This is a genomic window from Paenibacillus protaetiae, assembly GCF_004135365.1.
GTDB classification, from domain to species: Bacteria; Bacillota; Bacilli; order Paenibacillales; family Paenibacillaceae; genus Paenibacillus_AP; species Paenibacillus_AP protaetiae.
In genome coordinates this window covers 3,318,803-3,335,710 of the sequence record NZ_CP035492.1, presented here as the reverse complement: position 1 = coordinate 3,335,710, position 16,908 = coordinate 3,318,803, and the positions used below count along the sequence as shown (strand labels likewise).

Sequence of the window (16,908 nt, the reverse complement as noted above, 5' to 3'; positions counted from 1 at the left end):
TCCGTCCTTCTCATCCCGATCCCGCCGCAGCTTTATTCGGTGAATTCCCCGTCATTCCGGCTTCCGCCCGATGTAAACGGGGTAGTGAGCCTGCTAGTAAAATCATTTACAATCGACAGAAGATGCGTTTTCTCCTGGCGGAGGGCGTCAAATTTCTGTTTCATTTGGGAGAGCTCGGCTTCAAGCCTTGTATTTTTTTCTTCCAGTTCATTTATTTTTTTATTTTTATCGGCAGCGGTTTCATTATGTTTCTGGAGCAAGCCCGCATAATTACGGCGTTCCAGTTCCACAACGCCCTTCAGCTCCTCGATTTCGCCGGATAAAGCGGCATGAAGCTCACGGTAGTCTTCCATCATCTGATCGACCTTCATGTTTTTATCGCTTAACCGCTGCTCAAGCTCCAGGATGCTTTTCTCGCGTTCCTCGATCACTTTGCCCAAGTTTTTAATATCCCGATTCAAACGGTCGATTTGGCCATTCGCATGGCCAAGACGGTCCTGCAAGTCGTTATGGCTCATCTCGACATGCTGCTTGTCCTTAATCATTTGCTCAACCGCAAATAAAAGATCGAGCGACCTTTTGTCCATATTCGCCTTGTTAATCAGGATAGAGCCTGCCGGCTCGCCTTCCTCCAATAGGGCCGCACCGACCGCTACTTCCTCTTGTGACGGTTCCACGTCCCCCCTTATGCCAAGATCCTCACGCGATTGCGGCTGTTCAAGACCGCTCTTCTTCTTTTGGAAAGGAGAAAACATAGACCAACTCACCTTTTCTGAGAAAATATGTCGATAAATATCGAAAAATGTTTCTTTCATTATAGATTAATTTTCCAATATTATATGCGGGGCTTAAGAACCGATTTGCTTGCCGAAATTAGGATGAAGGGCTTGGATCATCTAGGTCTAATGAAGTGAAAAACGGAGACCCGGGACATATTTTCCCGGGTCTCCGTCGTATGCGCTCCTTGCGGGAGAACAGCGTTTCGCATTGCTTTTCCGCCATCTATTCCAGCTTCTGCGGCACGGAACCAATGCCTGTCATTCCTGCAATATTATCAAACAAATGGCGTTATTCCGTATACACCGTCGATTTCGTTAATTCCTCATATTTCAAGTCCGATTCGGCCAGCCGTTTTGCGCCGCTCTGCGCGATTTGCCACGCGCTTGTCCCCATTAACAAATGTACGGGAGGCTCCTCCATCTCCGTCAGCTTCCATACGGCTTCCGCTATTTTGGCCGGGTCGCTTACGATTCCGATGCGCGCTTCAGGCGGGGAATCGTTTAGCGCCCGCAAATGCGACGCTACCGGTCCGATAACCGGCACATAAGGTTCGCTTATCGGCGGAATATGCATGGATGAACCCGCCCAGTCCGTTGCGATGCCGCCAGGCTCCACGGTCGTCACCTTAATTCCGAAAGAAGCCGCCTCTTGCGCCAGCACTTCCGTAAAGCCGTTGACGGCAAACTTCGAGCTTTGGTAGGCGCCAAGCCCCGGGTTGCCGAAACGTCCTCCTATAGAAGAGATATTAATAATCGATCCCCGCCTGCGCTCCCGCATTATCGGCAGAACAGCTTTGGCCATATAGACGACGCCAAAAAAATTCGTTGCCACCTGATGATGAAAATCCGCCATATCGATATCTTCAATTGAAGAAAGATTGGCATAACCCGCATTGTTGACAAGCACATCAATAGTGCCGAAACGGCTTATGCCTGCTTGTACGGCAGCCTGCACGTCCTCCACATTCGTTACATCCAGCTTAAGTGTCAGCACCCGGTCTCCGTATGCCGCCGGCAAGTCATCCAAAGAAACCGGATTCCGTGCGGTAGCAATGACACGATCCCCTTTCCGCAGCGCCGCCAGCACAATCTCGCGGCCCAACCCCCGGGAACTCCCGGTTACCAGCCATACTTTGTTTCCCATTTCATTCACCCCTCATGGATTTGTCGAGATGAAGTATAATAAATTCGAGTAACTCGAAGTCAACAACATTTTTGAAAGGTTGCCAGACATGAATTATTCCGTGAAAGAAGTTGCCGAGCAATTCCGCATTTCTCCCCATACAGTACGTTATTACACCGATCAGGAGCTGATTCCCGGCGTCACGCGGGACCAGAACGGGCGCCGGATGTTTGACGAAACCGCACTCGGCTGGCTGCGCACCATTATTGCGTTCCGAACAGCCGGTATGCCGATCGACCAGATCCGCCGTTACCTCGAGCTGTACGATCAGGGTGAAGACACCATTCCCGAAAGGTACCGGCTGCTTGTGCAGCAGCAAGAGCTTACCCGGCGCAAGCTGGACGACCTCGCCCATCAGCTGGAAATCATTAATGAAAAAGTCCGCTCCTACTCGGAATGGGCGCACCGGTCCCATCATGATCCGCCAGTCTGATTAGCCGCTTGTAACCGCTGTTTCTTTCCGCTTACATCAGGCTGTTGACTTAAACTATGGTTTAAGTTGTATCCTAGTCCTGTCGACAAGCGGGCAACCGATATGGAGGTCTCCAAATGATTTATTATTCCATCAGCGAAGCTGCCGCTGAGCTTCAAATTCCGGAGTCAACCTTGCGTTACTACGAGAAAAAAGGGCTTCTGCCCCTTATCGAACGCGACGATGCGGGCAGGCGGTTATTTTCAGAAAAGCAAATGGCGCTCCTTCAGACCGTCATTTGCTTAAAAAATACGCATATGCCCATAAGCAGCATCAAGCAGTATATGGACTGGGTCGTCGAAGGGGACAGCACGATGGAACAGCGGCTGCGCATGATGACGAAGCATAAGCAGGAAGTGTTAGAGGAAATAGCGCTGATGACCGAATCCTTAAAAGGGATCGACTACAAAATTACACGTTATACAAACAAAGGAGAAGTGAAACTGATATGAAACTTTCCGGAAATACGATTCTGATTACAGGCGGAAGCACCGGAATCGGACTGGCTTTTGCAGAACGTTTTATAAAAGCAGGCAATACCGTCATTGCGACCGGCCGCCGGGAGCAAGCGCTTCAGCAGGCGAAGGAGAAACATCCCGCCCTTATTACACATGCCGGCGATTTAAACGACGAATCCGGGCGACTAGCTTTATTTGATTGGGTAACCGCAAACTATCCCGAAGTGAATGTGCTCGTCAACAACGCGGGCATTCAGCAGCGGTTTAATGTGCTAAAAGCAGACGCTAAGGAGAACTGGAGCTACTTTAAGCAGGAAATCGCTACGAACATTGAGGCGCCGTTCCATCTCGCGATGCTGTTCGCTCCTTATTTCGCCGCCAAGGACCAAGCGGCTATCGTTAACGTAACATCCGGGCTAGCATTTACGCCGTTTGCGATCGCTCCGATTTATTCCGCGACCAAAGCGGCGCTCCATTCCTTCACGATGAGCCTGCGGCACCAGCTGTCGGGAACGAATGTAGAAGTCATCGAGATTGCCCCTCCGGCAGTAAACACCGATCTAGGCGGCGCAGGGCTTCATACGACCGGAGAACCGCTGGATGCGTTCGCAGACGGCATCTTCCAAGGCTTAGCCGAAGGCAAGCCGGAAATCGGATATGGCACTTCTGTAAACCGGCTGCGCATGTCACGGGACGACATTGATACGTATACCGCAAACATGTATGAGGCGACCAAAAATCTGGTGGAATAACATCAGCCGAGCGGTCACTGCAGCCAAGTCCGGGATGGTGGTTTGGTTTGTCTCCTTGCTTCCGTTACCATCCCGTATTGGCTTTGCCTTTTTGCACTTCAAAATTTGCACCTGCATCATTCAGTATTCCGCCCAAGGCTGCTCCGGAAACGTTCACCTTCTCAAAAGCGGCATTGCCTGCAGCATCTTTCGTAATCCAGATGCCGTAGCCGCCCGCTCCCTCTATGGTGTTATTCGAGATTGTGGTGTTACCAAGAGCCTTGGGTCCTTCTATCGAAATGCCCGATTGCGTTGCATCCTGGATCGTATTGCCCGTAACAGCAAGGGTCATGTCTGTCATGTCCGAATCATAAGCGTTAATCCATATCGCACCAGGCGCATAACCGAGGTAAGTCTCATTGGAACCGCAACGGATTAACGTATTTCCGCTAACCGTCAGCTTGCCCGAATAAGGAACCGGCTTAAAGTTAGAGCTGATGTAGATTCCTGCTCCGCCCGTTACCGTATCATAGACCAGATTATTGGTGACGCTATGGTTCGAACCGCCATAAAGCGCAATGCCATTGGCCAGCCACGGCAATTGAATGGTGTTGGAATCAAACACATTGCCATCGCCGCCCGGTCCATCGCCAGGCGACCAGGTCGCTAGCGCATCGTCTCCGGAATAACGAATTTGCGTGTTGGTCACGGAGGAATTTGAAGTGCCGTTGCAGAAATTGACCCCGTCAGCCATCAAATTTCGGAAACGGCATTTTGTAATTTGGAGGCCATCGGTATTGCCGGCCATCCACACCGCACATTTCTTATGCTCCACCCATACCCCTTCGATATAAGAACCTTTTCCGCCTGACCCGGCGAATGCGTTGTCTGCAGCGGAATGATCGTTTCGCACCGTAGTGGTTCCGATAATCGCAAAATTGTAAAACCTGCAGTTATCTCCGCTTAAATTAAACCCGGCTTTGGAGCCTGTCAGCTTGGAATACCACATGCCGGCGCCTCGGATGGTGACATCATTCACGTTTATTTGCGCAAAATTGACATTAAACTCGCCAGGCGGAATCCAGACCGTTTTGCCTTGCTCCTTGGCTGCATTAATGGTGTCGATAATCGCTTTTCTGTCATCCGTCCCGTCGCCCGATGTAGCGCCAAAGCTTGTAATCGAAAGGGCGTCTGCAGGGGGCTTCAGCTCGCTGACCTGCTCCAGGTCGATCAAGTCAATCAAATAATAAGGCGCCGTATCGTCCGCGTCTATTTGCAGCTTCACCTCAGCGCCGGCGGGAATATCACGAGCCGTAAAAAAGTCAGCTTCATCAAACACCTTATGCCCGTTCCCTGCGGACGGAATTTTCGTCCAAGGGTAATCGCCGTATACCCAGGCATATTTGGATGTCAAAGATACTTTCTGCCAGAACTCCCCATTCACATAAAGGCTTAGTGTGCCCGTAATCCCTTGGCCCGCATCCGAGTCCGGCAGGCTGTACCGGATGACCATCGTGTTGGCCGCCTTCTTCGCTTTCCACTGCACATAATGACCGGCTGAATCAAGACATACATATTTCCTGCCGGAAGCTTCCGCTTCCCAGGACAGATACTTTGTAGACGGCCCGTGAACAACTGCGTTGGTCACCCCGTCTTCCGCTTCATATTCGAGGTAGGGCAGCGTTGCGCCGGCAGCATGAGATTTGTGGTTAAAGCTAAAATTAAAAATGACTATGGCCAATGCGATAAAGCAGATCAGCAGTGATTTGGTTGTGTATCCTGATTTTTTGTTCATCGTTCACGTTCCTTCCGATTCCGGCATGAATGATAAGCCCATTGGCATTATTGTATCGGTGATGAAGAGCAGGAATATAGCGTTATTCCGACTTCCTGTTGTACTATGTAGACTACAACGGGAATGGAAATGATTGGCAATCCTATTCAAGTAAGCCTGTCCTCTATCCGCTCGCCATATTTCCGAGGCACCTTCCCCCCGCATTCATCAAATCACGGAATGAATCCGCCTCTGCAGACACTGCATATGATCTTTACAATGAATAAAGTCATATGCAGCGCATCAGCCCATAAACATATATTTGTATATGTTTACTTGGAGCCAAAGATGCAAGTGACAGGAGGGATATGTTTGCCAGCGAATCAAACGAAAGACCCATCACCCTTCAAGAGCTACTGGAGCACTCCGTTAACTTTTGTACAAAACGCCGGGCAAGTGCGGGAAGCCGTCCATTATCTGTCTAACAAGCCCGGATGCCAAATCGGATTTTCATCCGACGAAGTCCTGCTTCTTTTCACCAGACGCAAGCCGGACCTGCAGGAGGGGCTCGCTCTCTCCCTGCATTTTCGCGGCGCAAACAAAGATGTCCGGCTGGAAGCACAACATCCGGCGGCAGAGAAAGTCAATTATTTTATCGGGAACGATCCGGCCAAATGGCATGCCGGGCTTCCGACGTATCAGGAGATCGCTTATCGGGAGCTTTGGCCCGGAATCGATCTCGTTTTCTATGGGGACAACGGCGTTTTAAAATACGATGTCATCGTTAAGCCCGGCGCTAACCCCGGAAATATCCGGTTTGTATACCAGGGCGCTGACCGGCTGTCTCTGAATGGCGAAGGGGATCTTCATATTCATACGCTGCATGGCGTTCTGGCGGAGAAGAAGCCTGTCAGCTATCAATGGATCAATGGCCGCAAAGTTCCGGTGGACACCCGGTTTCTCCTGCATGGCGAGCAAGAAGGCTGTGAATACGGCTTTGAAATCGGGGACGGGTATCAGCAGGAGCATGAATTAATTATTGATCCGACACTGCTCGTTTACTCTACTTACCTGGGCGGCAACGATACGGATATTGGTTATGGCATAGCTGTCGACAACCAGGACAACGCCTATGTGACGGGGCAAACGTTATCCATTGATTTCCCGGTTACGCCGGGGTTTTCCAGCCCTTTAAAGATGGATCTTCCAGTGCTTTTGTTGCCAAAGTGAATGCCGAAGGAACCGCCCTTCTATACTCGACTTTCCTTGGCGGCAGCAGCTTTGATTTGGGCCGGGGCATTGCGGTTGATGGAGCCGGCAGCGCCTATGTGACAGGGCAGACTTTGTCACCGGATTTTCCGGTAACGCCGGGGGCGTTTCAAATGTCCATTGGCGGAGCTCAAGATGCGTTCGTAACCAAATTAAGCCCGGACGGCGGGTTTCTCGAATACTCAACATTTCTTGGCGGAGAAGGAACGGATACCGGATATGCCATTACCGTCGATAACTTCGGAAACGCCTATATTACGGGAGCCACCACCAGCACGGGCCCTGTCATCAACACGTTCAGCTTTCCCGCCACCAACTCTTTTGGTCCTCGCGGCAATGAGGATGTTTTCATTACGAAACTGGATTCCGGCGGCAGCGCACTTCTATATTCGGTACTCCTTGGCGGTCAAGGAATTGATGAAGGGCGCGGCATCGCGCTGGACAGCTTCGGCAACGCCTATGTCACGGGGCTGACCACCTCCGCGGACTTTCCTACAACACCGGGAGCGTTTCAAATCAGCTTGTCCGGCGTCATATCCGCCTTCGTAACGAAATTAGACGAGACGGGGTCCGTGCTTCTGTACTCGACCTACCTTGAAGGCAGCGGAGATGATGAGGGACATGGCATCGCCGTCGATGAGCTCAATCAGGCTTATGTAACAGGAAGCACCACTTCGTTCGATTTTCCGGTTACGCCAGGTTCATTCCAGCCGTTTTACGGCGGCGGGTCCTCTGACGCCTTTGTAACGAAGCTAAGTTTCGATGGCAATTACCTGGTATATTCTACCTTTCTCGGCGGGAGTGAATCCGATGCCGGCAATGGCATCGCGCTGCGCTCCGACTTTGCTTATGTGACGGGAAGCACCGGTTCCTTTAACTTCCCGGTTACTCCTGACGCATTTCAGCCTTTTTACAGCGGGAGCGGCGATGGTTTCATCGCACAATTGAACATAACGGGCAATGAGCTGGTGTTCTCGACTTTTATTGGAGGCAGCTCGAATGACACCGGTAATGCTGTTGCGGTTGATCATACCGGCTGTGTGTTCATCACCGGGCAAACCTTCTCTTTCGATCTACCGGTCACCCCTGGCGCCGTACAGCCTTTTCTGCATGGCGGCAGTGATGCCTTTATCGTCAGAATCTGCCTCAGCCTGGGAACTACGGTTAAAAAGTTCCCGGACCGGTTCGAGGTCAACCGCGGCGAACAAGTAACCTATACCATTGACATTCATAACCCTAGCGCCATCACACTCACGAATGTGACAGTAAATGATCCGCTGCTCGGTATTTTTGAAATCATTCCGTTCATTCCTCCCTTTTCGACCCATATCGTCCAATTCACCTATATCGTTCCTTTCGAGCAGCCGCTTGGAATCCTTAGAAATATAGTATTTGTCACCTCCGATCAAATCACCGGTCCGCCGCTTGAAGCAGATTCGGAAATTCTTGTCACAGGAACACCTATTTTAGAGGCTGTCAAAACTGTAAATCCGCCGGCTGCCTTTCCGGGCGATACAGTCATATTTACGATAAGGCTCGGCAACAATGGCGATGCCGATCTGGCCCATATCCATCTGTTTGACCCGCTGCTTGGGCTGAATGAATTCATCGACAGTATTCCGCCCGGAGCGGAGTTCGTCATCGAGTGGGCATTCCAAATTCCTCCGGACGCGCAGGCGGGGCTGTCCATTGCCAATACCGTAACGATTATCGCCGACAATTTGCCGCCGGAAGAAATCGGAACGGTGGTCGAGGTACTGCCTGTCCCTAGACTGGATATCTTTAAGACAGCGGATCGGAATATCGTTTTTCCGGGAGAAACGGTCCATTTTACGATCGAAGTGATCAACACCGGAAATTCGGACCTTTTCAATGTCCATGTGACAGATGATCTTACCGGATTTGATGTTGTAATTCCTTCTCTCTTCCCTGGAGAAGCGCAATTTTTTGTGGTGCCGTTCGTCGTTCCGCTGGAAGTAAACCCTCAAACGTATACCAACACAGCGATAGCCTCCAGCGAGCCGACGGGCGATGTCTCCGCCAGTACGGAAATAACGGTGCCGGACGATCCGCGTCTAGGGATCGCCAAATTTCCGGAGACATTCAGCGTCGTACCCGGGCAAACGATCCGGTATATCGTTCTGCTTCAAAACATCGGCAATGTGCCTTTGACCGGCATTCGGATTATTGATCCGGTTCTCGGTATTGATGAAGCCGTGCCCGATCTGGCGGTCGGAGAAGTCCGCGAGCATCTGTTTACATTTACGGTTCCGCGAGACGTTCTTCTTGGGTCGGACATCGTGAACATTCTTAAGGTTGAAACGGGCGAGACCGGACCTCAGGATGTTGAAGCTGTCGTGACAGTAACCGGGTTCGGGCTGTCGCTGCTGAAGCAGCCTGATCGTGCGGCGGCGCTTCCCGGCGAAGAAATTGTCTATACCTTAACCGTAACGAATTTGCTGGACGTTCCACAGACGAATGTCGTTCTGATCGACGAATTGCTGGGATTTAACGAGACGATCCCGTTATTGCAGCCCAACGAAACCATTACGTTATCATTAACGTTCAACACTCCTCTGGATGCAGAAATCGGCAGTGTTATTCACAATACATTCATCGTGGAATCGGATCAGACCCCGCCGCAGGTGACAGATGCGGACGTTACCGTAGTGGCGCCTCCGGGGCCGCTGCTGCTTATCCTTAAGCTTCCGGACCGCAATGCGGCTGCGCCAGGCGAAACCGTCACCTATACGCTGTCCGTAACGAATTTGTTAAGCACTTCTCAAACGAACGTCCTCCTCGTCGACGATCTGCTGGGGCTAAGCCAGACGATTCCTGTTCTGCTGCCCAATGAAACTATTAACTTGACGTTAACGTTTACCGTTCCTGCAGATGCAGAACCCGGCAGCCTCATCCGGAATGTGCTCACAGCCTCATCGGATCAGTCGCCGGAGGCGGAAACCGCAGCAGAGGTTACGGTGCAGGAACCTCCCGGCCCGTCGCTGCTCATTCATAAAATTCCGGACCGCAATGCAGCGAAGCCGGGAGAGACGGTCACCTATACGCTGACCGTGACGAATTTGCTGGGCGTCCCTCAGACGAATATTGTATTGACCGATGCGCTGCTTGGGCTGAACGAGACGATTCCTCTTTTGCCCGCAAATGATACGATTACGTTAACGTTCACCTTCACCATTCCAGCAGACGCGGAGGCCGGCAGTATGATCCGGAACGTTCTCACCGCCTCCTCGGATCAATCGCCGGAAGTAGAAACCACAGCAGAGATTACCGTTCAGGAGCCTTCGCCGGAAACAACCCTTACCGTGCGGAAACTTCCGGACCGGAGCGCTGTCTTGCCGGGCAATACGATCCGGTATACGATCGAAGTCACGAACACCGGCGAGAACCCGGCCACCAACGTCAACATACAAGACTCGTTGACCGGACAGCAGTTTACCATTGAAGCCATCGCGCCAGGCCGGACAGCAACCGTCCATGTGGAGTATTCAGTGCCTTCGGACGCTGCTCAAGGAACCGTTATCGCCAACCGCGTCACGGTCACTTGGCCGGAACAGCCCCCTGGCTCGCTCCCTGCAGAGGACGAAGCAAGAGTGACGGTTGCCAAGCCGGCCGAACTGCCTGAACTGGAAGTCGAAGCGGCTCCGGAGTCTCCGGCGCCCGGAGAGACGGTAATCAAAACAATTACGGTCACGAACGTTACAAATGCCGCACTAACTAATGTGCATGTCTTCGATCAGACGCTTGGCTTCCGTACGGTTATTCCATCGTTAGCGCCGGGAGAAGTACGCGTATTCACTTTGCAGTTAGCTATACCGGCCGGAACACAGGGCGGAACACAGATCCGCAACATTGTCTCGAAATTTTCCGACCAGACGCCTCTTCAGCAAGAGGATGTTATCATTGAGATACAGTCTTTGCCGAACGCATCGCTGACCGAAACGGTTGACCGCCCGTCCGGAAGGCCCGGAGAAACGGTGATTTTCACTATCCAAGCTTGTAATACGGGGAATGTGCCGTTATTGAACACGCGGATAACCGGCACGCTGTTTAACCTACAAGTGCATATTGAACAATTTGCGGTTGGAGCATGCCATATTATACGCGTTCCGTTCGTGCTTCCGGATGTAGACGAAGATACTTTAATTGCAAGCCCTGTCACACTTGTATCCGATAATGGCCCGGCTCGGGAAGCAACCGCTTCGGTGAGGGTCATCGCCGAGGAAGAAGAATAAAGACATAATCGCCCGGTCCTCCGAAGTTCAGGACCGGGCGATTTGGCATGCCGCCTTCAGCAGATGGAGCCGGCTGTGCGGCATGGGGAGAAGCGGTGCAGCAGCCGGTCTTGGACGCGGCTACTAACCCCGTTCGCCCGGCTTCATCCTTATGATTCGACCTTGCAGCCAATCAAAGACAATAATGCATCCTGCAGCTTCGGGTTGGATGCCGCAAGCGTCCGGTCGCTTAATGCAAATGGCTCTCCTGAAGCATTCGTTACGGCTCCGCCCGCCTCCCGGACGATCAGAACGCCGGCTGCAACATCCCATGGATAAAGCCCGTCATGCCAGAAGCCGGTCAGCCGGCCGGACGCAACCAGGCACAGGTCCAGGCTGGCAGATCCCAATATCCGAATGTTGCGGGCCGTACCGGCAACGCCTTTAATGCGCGCTGCATTCAAGGAATCGCTGCACCAGTCCGCTGCAGGAAAGCCGGTCGCCAGAACCGCGTTGCCGATCTGCCGTTCCCCGCTTGCCTGAAGGCGCGTTCCGTTGCAGTAAGCGCCTTCTCCCCTCGTGGCGTGATACAGCTCTTGTGTGCACGGATTATAAACGACCCCGTGAAGCAATTGCCCGTCCTCGATCACCCCGATGGAAATGGCAAAATGCGGAATGCCGTGGACAAAGTTAATAGTGCCGTCAATAGGGTCTACAATCCAGCCGTAACCCGGGGCCGGCTGTTTCATCAAATCAAATACATCGCGGCTCCCGTCCGACTCCTCGGATACAATCCAATGCTCCGGGTAATCTCTGCCGATGCTGCTGCGGATAATCGACTCGGACTGCAAGTCGACGGCCGTCACTAAGTCGGACAAATTGACTTTGTCGTGCATATCGTAAGGCTGTGTCATGCTGTGCAAAATATGTTCTCCGGCATCCCGTGCATAACGAATGGCGGATTCCAGTATAGACCTGCTGTATGTATGCTCTTCGCTCATGGACTCTCCTCCATTATGTAAAAAATAAGCTGCTTGTCTTCTATCCGCCGGCAGCGGGCAGCCTGATCAGCCGCCGATCCATGTCCCGATCGGCCCGTCCGTCAGCGGGACCCGCTCCCCTGCTTTCACGCTGCCTGTCAAATGGATAGCTGCGCCCGATTCAGCGTGCAGCTTATCCCACCGCTCCTGCTGCGGCATTGCCCGCTCCTTGCAAACCGTTATTACACAGATCTCCGGACGGATCTCAGACAGCTGAGCAGCTTGAAATCCGTCCTCCAAGCCATGGTGCGGCACTTTCCATACCCGGCTTCTCAATTCCGTCCGCTTCGCGATGCGTTCCCATCCGGGGATCAGCTGATCGCCTCCGAGCAATATGCCGCCGGACGGATCCTCCGCATGGACAAGACGGTAAACGGAGCTGTCGTCATTGGACAAGCTGAAAAATCGCTCCAGCGCAGCGGATGCCGCTTCCGGCTCAGCAGCGGCATTCTGTGCCGCGTCATGCAATAAGCCAAGTCCCGGCAACGGGTCTTCCTGCCACGGATACAGATGGGCGAGCGTGTATCCGTCTTCTGCCCAGACAGCCTGGCCGGACGGCCCTCCATATTCGCTGCGCCAATGAACATCCGTCCCTTGCTCATGCAATAAACGGATCAGCTCCGAATAAGCTTCCAGCAGCCCGTACACCCTTGCTGCCAAATGCCGGCCCTCCGCCATGATCCATGCCTTTAGGCTTTGCGGCAGCATCGGCAGCGCATAAGGAAGAACGGCCCGCTTTACTTCGCAGCGGCGCGCAATGTCAAGCAGCCCGTTCAAATGATCTTCATGGATGTGCGTCAGAATCATCCAATCGAGACGGCTCACGCCGTGGCGGTCCATCCATGTCAGCGGATGGTCGCGTTCCGGGCCGATGGCGCCGTCCCCGCCGTCAATCAGCGTCGCTGCTCCCGACGGCAGCCGGATCAGCTGCGCGTCGCCCCATCCGACATTGATAAAATTTACAGTGGCCTGCAAGGTGATCACCGCTTTCTTTCCTATGCTAAATTACAGCTTCCGCTCTTCCGGCAGCACGTGGATTTTACCGGGATCGGGATGCAGGCTGACCGTGCCGCTAAGTGCGCCTCCAGCGCCCGGATTCGCGTCATCTACGATAAAGGTTAACGAACCGCACTGGACACGGTAACGAATCATCCGCCCGAGAAAACTGCTGCTTATAATATCGCCGATCAGCCCGTCAGCCCCCTCTGTCTCCGCCGATATCGAGATGCATTCCGGCCGGATGACCATTGTAATCGCGTCCCCGGAGCGGAATGAGCCGGCGTCATCCCGATTCACCCGGAACACGGAAATTTCGCTCCGCACAATCAGCTCCTGCGCTTCGGCTGCGACGACTACCCCCGGGATGAAGTTGGCTGTACCTACAAAATCGGCCACGAAGCGGTCACGGGGCTTAAAATAGACGTCCAAAGGCGTGCCTGCCTGGCGGATGCGCCCTTTGTCAAACACGGCGATATGGTCCGAAAGCGACAATGCTTCGTCCTGATCATGGGTTACAAACACGGCGGTTATGCCGGCACGGCGCTGCAGCTCCCGCAGCTCGCTGCGGACTTCGACCCGCATTTTGGCATCGAGGTTGCTTAGCGGCTCATCCATCAGCAGGACGCGGTGCCCTGTAGCGAGCGCACGGGCAAAAGCTACACGCTGCTGCTGCCCGCCGCTTAGCTGCTGGGGCAGCCTTCCCTCCATGCCTGCAAGGCCAAACATGCCAAGCATCTCGTCCACTTTTTGCCGGACAGCTTCTCGCGGCTTTTTTTGCAATTTCAGCCCGTAAGCGATATTGTCAAATACGGTCATATGCGGGAACAGCGCATATTCCTGGAACACGAGCGGCGTATTGCGCCGGAAAGGGGGAAGCCCGTTTACTTTAGCCCCTTCGATCCAAATATCCCCGCTGTCGGGCTCGTCGAAGCCCGCAATCAGCCGCAGCAGTGTTGTTTTGCCGCAGCCGCTTGGCCCAAGCAATGTTGTGAAGCTCCCGGACGGAATGTCCAGCGAAATTCCGTGCAGCGCGGCGAAGGAGCCAAAGCTCTTGGAAACGTTTGTAATCCGGATATGCGGTTCGGCTATGTTCATGATGGCTTCCTCCGATTCAATATAGCTGGAATCCAGCGGGACGCGGCGAGCACCGCAAACGCCAGGCTGATCAGCACAGCCGTAAACGCGGAAGCCCCTCCCCAGATGCCGCTTTGCACAAGGCTTAAGATCGATACCGTTCCGACCGCTGTATGAACGGAATAAATAAAAATGATGACGCTAAGGCATGTGACCGAACGGAGAAACGATACGGAAAGCGCAGACAGCAGCGGCCCTCTTAACAAAGGCAGCAGCACAAAGCGGAAGGTGCCGAAGCTGCCGGCTCCCATATTCAGCGATGCTTCATCCAGCGACTTGCCGATCTGCTGAAGGCCGGCCAGGCATGCGCTGTAACAAGCCGGCAAGTTCCAGAACAGGAGCGCAAGCACCATAATGGCGGAAGTCCCGCTCAGTTCGACCGGAGGCTGGTTGAATGCAAGCGCAAAGCCAAGGCCTAGAAAGACGCCGGGCACTGCGCCGGGCAATATTGCAAGCAGATCGATAAGGCGGTTTACGCCGGTCTGCCTGCGCTGCACCAGGTAAGCCAATACCATCCCGAAAGCAACCGCGGCGAGCGAGGCGAACAGCGCATACCGGATGCTGTTGTACAGCTCCGGCCCTTTGGCCGACACATATTTCAGATTGTGCAGCGTAAAGCTCCAATCGTAGCCCCATGTTTTCGTAAAAGCGCCGTAAAACAACACCCCGTATACCGTGAGCACAAACAGCGAAATCAGCAGGCAGCAGGCGAACAGCCCCCACTTCACCGCAAACGGCACCGGGTAAGGCCGGAGCCCGGAAGCTTTGCCGGTTACCGTGACGTAAGAGCGTTTGCCCACCCAAACCCGGTTCACGAAAAATATCGTAACCGCCGGCAGCAGTAAAGCCGTCGACAGCACCGACGCCGACGACAAGTCGAACCAGCTGGACATCTGCATATAAGCTTCAGTTGGCAGCAGCGTGAAGTTTCCCCCGATAATCATCGGGTTGCCAAAGTCGGCAAGCACGTTCATCGCTGCAATGAGCGCTCCCCCGGCAATGCCCGGCCGGCACAGCGGAAGGAAGATATGCCGGAACGCCTGCCAGCGTGTCGCTCCGAGATTGCAGGCTGCATACTCCAGCTGCACGGAAGCGAACTTCATCACGCCATAAATGACAGCATAAGCATATGGAAAAAAAGTAATCGTCTGGACAAGCCACAGTCCCTGCCAGCCGTAGATGTCGATGTTAAGATGAAGCAGCCGCTGCGAGATAAGGCCCTGTCTGCCAAACAAAAGGATATAGGACAACGCCACGATGAATGGCGGCGAGACGATAGGCAGCAGCGTAATGAAACGGAACAGGCCTTTCAGCGGCACGTCCAGTCTGGCAACGGCATAAGCGAATAAGAAGGCCACTGCGGTACAAGACAGCGTAGAAATCACCGTCATAAATAAACTGTTGAGCGCTGCCTGAAACCATCTGGCATTTGTCAGCAGCTGCAAATAATCGGCCGCCTTCGGGTAGCCGACAACCTTGGCGATCGGCCAGACTACGAAATAGCTGGTCGAGAGAATAACGGCAGCAATCATAATCGCCAATACAGGCTCGTGCTTAAGCTTCTTGATGTCCGTCCAGGCATTCCTAAAAGCGGATGAGATCAAGTTGTCCCGCCTCTTTCTTGTACAAAGTTTCGGCCCGAAATGCCGGAACGCCTCCCGCTCCTTTAGGCGATGAAGCGTTCCGGCGGTCGTGCCGGCTTATTTGGTGCCGATCATGTCGGTGAATTTCTTCACAACATCAGCTTTCATTGCGGATGCTTTCGTACGGTCATAGTCGGCCAGATGAACGTCCTCCAGCTTGATCATGCCTTCCGGCGGCGCAACGTCGCTTCGCACCGAATAACGGTTCGAGCTGTTCGTGTTCATCTCTTGAATCGGCTTCGTTAACAGCCAATCGACGAACTTTTTGGCGTTTTCCGTATTCGGCCCGCCTTTTACGATGCCTACTCCGCCGATTTCGGCCGCCGTTTGATCCGGCACGATAACTTTGATCGGGTATCCTTGCTTGGCCGTTTTGACGATGTCATGCGCCCAAGCCATGCCGGCTGCGAACTCGCCCGTTGCGACCAGATTGATCGGGTCCCCGGCTTTTTGCGTGTAATGGTGTACGTTGCCGTTCAGCGTCTTCAGGTAATCCCAGCCCTTCTCGTCACCCAGGCGGAACAGCTGGTCAGCGGCAAAAATATAAGCTCCGCCGGCTGTTGCCGGATTGGATGTCACAAACAGGCCCTTGTAGTGGGAATCAAGCAGATCATCCCATGTTTGAGGCTCCTGGACGCCTTTGGAAGCCAGTTCTTTCTCGAAGCGGTCCTTGTTCAGCACGATGCCGAGGACGCCCATATACCAGCCCTGCCAAAATCCGCTTGGATCGTTGAACTTCGCGTCCAGGCCGCTGGCGTTAGGCGATGTGTACTTCTCCAGCAAACCTTGATCAGCCAGCGGCTGGTAAAACTCGACCGATCCCCCCACCAAAATATCCGCTTTCGGCGAATCTTTTTCCGCTTGAACCCGGGTGCTGGCTTCACCGGCGCTTCCGATGCTGAGATATTCAATGTCAATGCCGGTGTCTTCTTTGAATTTCTTCTGAATTTGAATGATGTCGTCTTCATTCAGCGCGGAATAAACAACAAGCTTCGTTGATTGCGGCGCACTTGAAGGCGCTGCCGTGCTGCCCTCAGACGCTGCCGGGGTGCCGGACGACGGATTAGCCGCCTGAACGTTGTTATTGTTCGATTGGCCGCAAGCTCCCAGGATGGTCACCATCGAGAGCAGCACAACTGCCAGCACACCTTTTGTTCCCTTACTCCATCTCCCCTGCATCCCTAATCCTCCTCA

The 16,908-nt window shown here is 53.4% G+C and carries 13 protein-coding genes; 5 read left to right on the top strand and 8 right to left on the bottom strand.

Annotated features, from left to right (window positions below; all coding sequences use genetic code 11):
* Positions 1–32: 32 nt before the first annotated feature.
* Together ET464_RS15460 and ET464_RS15455 are read right to left on the bottom strand one after the other, a co-directional pair.
* A complete protein-coding gene (locus tag ET464_RS15460) occupies positions 33–755 on the bottom strand; it encodes a coiled-coil domain-containing protein (RefSeq protein WP_129442358.1) in 723 nt (240 codons plus the stop codon).
* Positions 756–1,068: 313 nt separating this feature from the next.
* Positions 1,069–1,923: an SDR family NAD(P)-dependent oxidoreductase gene (locus ET464_RS15455; RefSeq protein ID WP_129442355.1), complete on the bottom strand. Its 855-nt coding sequence runs from the start codon at positions 1,921–1,923 to the stop codon at positions 1,069–1,071.
* 88 nt (positions 1,924–2,011) lie between these two features.
* Here ET464_RS15455 and ET464_RS15450 point away from each other — a divergent pair, with 88 nt between their 5' ends.
* The 3 genes from ET464_RS15450 to ET464_RS15440 all read left to right on the top strand — a co-directional run bounded on the left by ET464_RS15450 (position 2,012) and on the right by ET464_RS15440 (position 3,644).
* Complete coding sequence (locus ET464_RS15450) at positions 2,012–2,395, top strand: MerR family transcriptional regulator (RefSeq protein WP_129442353.1); 384 nt, start codon at positions 2,012–2,014, stop codon at positions 2,393–2,395.
* A 116-nt stretch (positions 2,396–2,511) separates the two neighbouring features.
* A complete protein-coding gene (locus ET464_RS15445) occupies positions 2,512–2,886 on the top strand; it encodes a MerR family transcriptional regulator (protein ID WP_129442351.1) in 375 nt (124 codons plus the stop codon).
* Positions 2,883–3,644, top strand: coding sequence for an SDR family oxidoreductase (locus tag ET464_RS15440; protein ID WP_129442349.1), 762 nt, complete (start codon positions 2,883–2,885; stop codon positions 3,642–3,644). The genes ET464_RS15445 and ET464_RS15440 overlap by 4 nt, the downstream gene beginning before the upstream one ends.
* Positions 3,645–3,708: 64 nt before the next feature.
* On the opposite strand, the gene ET464_RS15435 is transcribed toward ET464_RS15440, so the two are convergent.
* Positions 3,709–5,418: a right-handed parallel beta-helix repeat-containing protein gene (locus tag ET464_RS15435; RefSeq protein WP_129442347.1), complete on the bottom strand. Its 1,710-nt coding sequence runs from the start codon at positions 5,416–5,418 to the stop codon at positions 3,709–3,711.
* Between the two features lie 351 nt (positions 5,419–5,769).
* Between ET464_RS15435 and ET464_RS15430 the strand changes: the two genes are divergently transcribed.
* Both ET464_RS15430 and ET464_RS15425 read left to right on the top strand, forming a co-directional pair.
* Positions 5,770–6,627, top strand: a complete 858-nt coding sequence (locus tag ET464_RS15430) for a DUF7948 domain-containing protein (RefSeq protein ID WP_165280023.1) — start codon at positions 5,770–5,772, stop codon at positions 6,625–6,627.
* A 56-nt stretch (positions 6,628–6,683) separates the two neighbouring features.
* On the top strand, positions 6,684–10,919 hold the full coding sequence (locus tag ET464_RS15425; protein ID WP_165280022.1) for a DUF7507 domain-containing protein: 4,236 nt from the start codon (positions 6,684–6,686) through the stop codon (positions 10,917–10,919).
* Positions 10,920–11,068: 149 nt separating this feature from the next.
* On the opposite strand, the gene ET464_RS15420 is transcribed toward ET464_RS15425, so the two are convergent.
* The 5 genes from ET464_RS15420 to ET464_RS15400 form a co-directional block, all read right to left on the bottom strand.
* Positions 11,069–11,899 (bottom strand): inositol monophosphatase family protein, encoded by an 831-nt coding sequence (locus ET464_RS15420; protein ID WP_129442341.1) that lies wholly within the window; start codon positions 11,897–11,899, stop codon positions 11,069–11,071.
* A 66-nt stretch (positions 11,900–11,965) separates the two neighbouring features.
* Entirely contained in the window at positions 11,966–12,922 is a 957-nt protein-coding gene (locus tag ET464_RS15415; RefSeq protein WP_165280021.1) for a ComEC/Rec2 family competence protein, read from the bottom strand.
* Between the two features lie 21 nt (positions 12,923–12,943).
* Positions 12,944–14,032 (bottom strand): ABC transporter ATP-binding protein, encoded by a 1,089-nt coding sequence (locus ET464_RS15410; RefSeq protein ID WP_129442337.1) that lies wholly within the window; start codon positions 14,030–14,032, stop codon positions 12,944–12,946.
* Entirely contained in the window at positions 14,029–15,675 is a 1,647-nt protein-coding gene (locus tag ET464_RS15405; RefSeq protein ID WP_165280020.1) for an ABC transporter permease, read from the bottom strand. Before ET464_RS15405 ends, ET464_RS15410 begins: the two co-directional genes overlap by 4 nt.
* A 96-nt stretch (positions 15,676–15,771) precedes the next feature.
* Entirely contained in the window at positions 15,772–16,893 is a 1,122-nt protein-coding gene (locus ET464_RS15400) for an ABC transporter substrate-binding protein (protein ID WP_129442333.1), read from the bottom strand.
* Between the last annotated feature and the right edge of the window lie 15 nt (positions 16,894–16,908).

Bases quoted from the DNA above. Each gene is read 5' to 3' on its own strand.
- ET464_RS15460 (WP_129442358.1), bottom strand. From the start codon at position 755: ATGTTTTCTCCTTTCCAAAAGAAGAAGAGCGGTCTTGAACAGCCGCAA.
- ET464_RS15455 (WP_129442355.1), bottom strand. From the start codon at position 1,923: ATGGGAAACAAAGTATGGCTGGTAACCGGGAGTTCCCGGGGGTTGGGC.
- ET464_RS15450 (WP_129442353.1), top strand. From the start codon at position 2,012: ATGAATTATTCCGTGAAAGAAGTTGCCGAGCAATTCCGCATTTCTCCC.
- ET464_RS15445 (WP_129442351.1), top strand. From the start codon at position 2,512: ATGATTTATTATTCCATCAGCGAAGCTGCCGCTGAGCTTCAAATTCCG.
- ET464_RS15440 (WP_129442349.1), top strand. From the start codon at position 2,883: ATGAAACTTTCCGGAAATACGATTCTGATTACAGGCGGAAGCACCGGA.
- ET464_RS15435 (WP_129442347.1), bottom strand. From the start codon at position 5,418: ATGAACAAAAAATCAGGATACACAACCAAATCACTGCTGATCTGCTTT.
- ET464_RS15420 (WP_129442341.1), bottom strand. From the start codon at position 11,899: ATGAGCGAAGAGCATACATACAGCAGGTCTATACTGGAATCCGCCATT.
- ET464_RS15410 (WP_129442337.1), bottom strand. From the start codon at position 14,032: ATGAACATAGCCGAACCGCATATCCGGATTACAAACGTTTCCAAGAGC.
- ET464_RS15400 (WP_129442333.1), bottom strand. From the start codon at position 16,893: ATGCAGGGGAGATGGAGTAAGGGAACAAAAGGTGTGCTGGCAGTTGTG.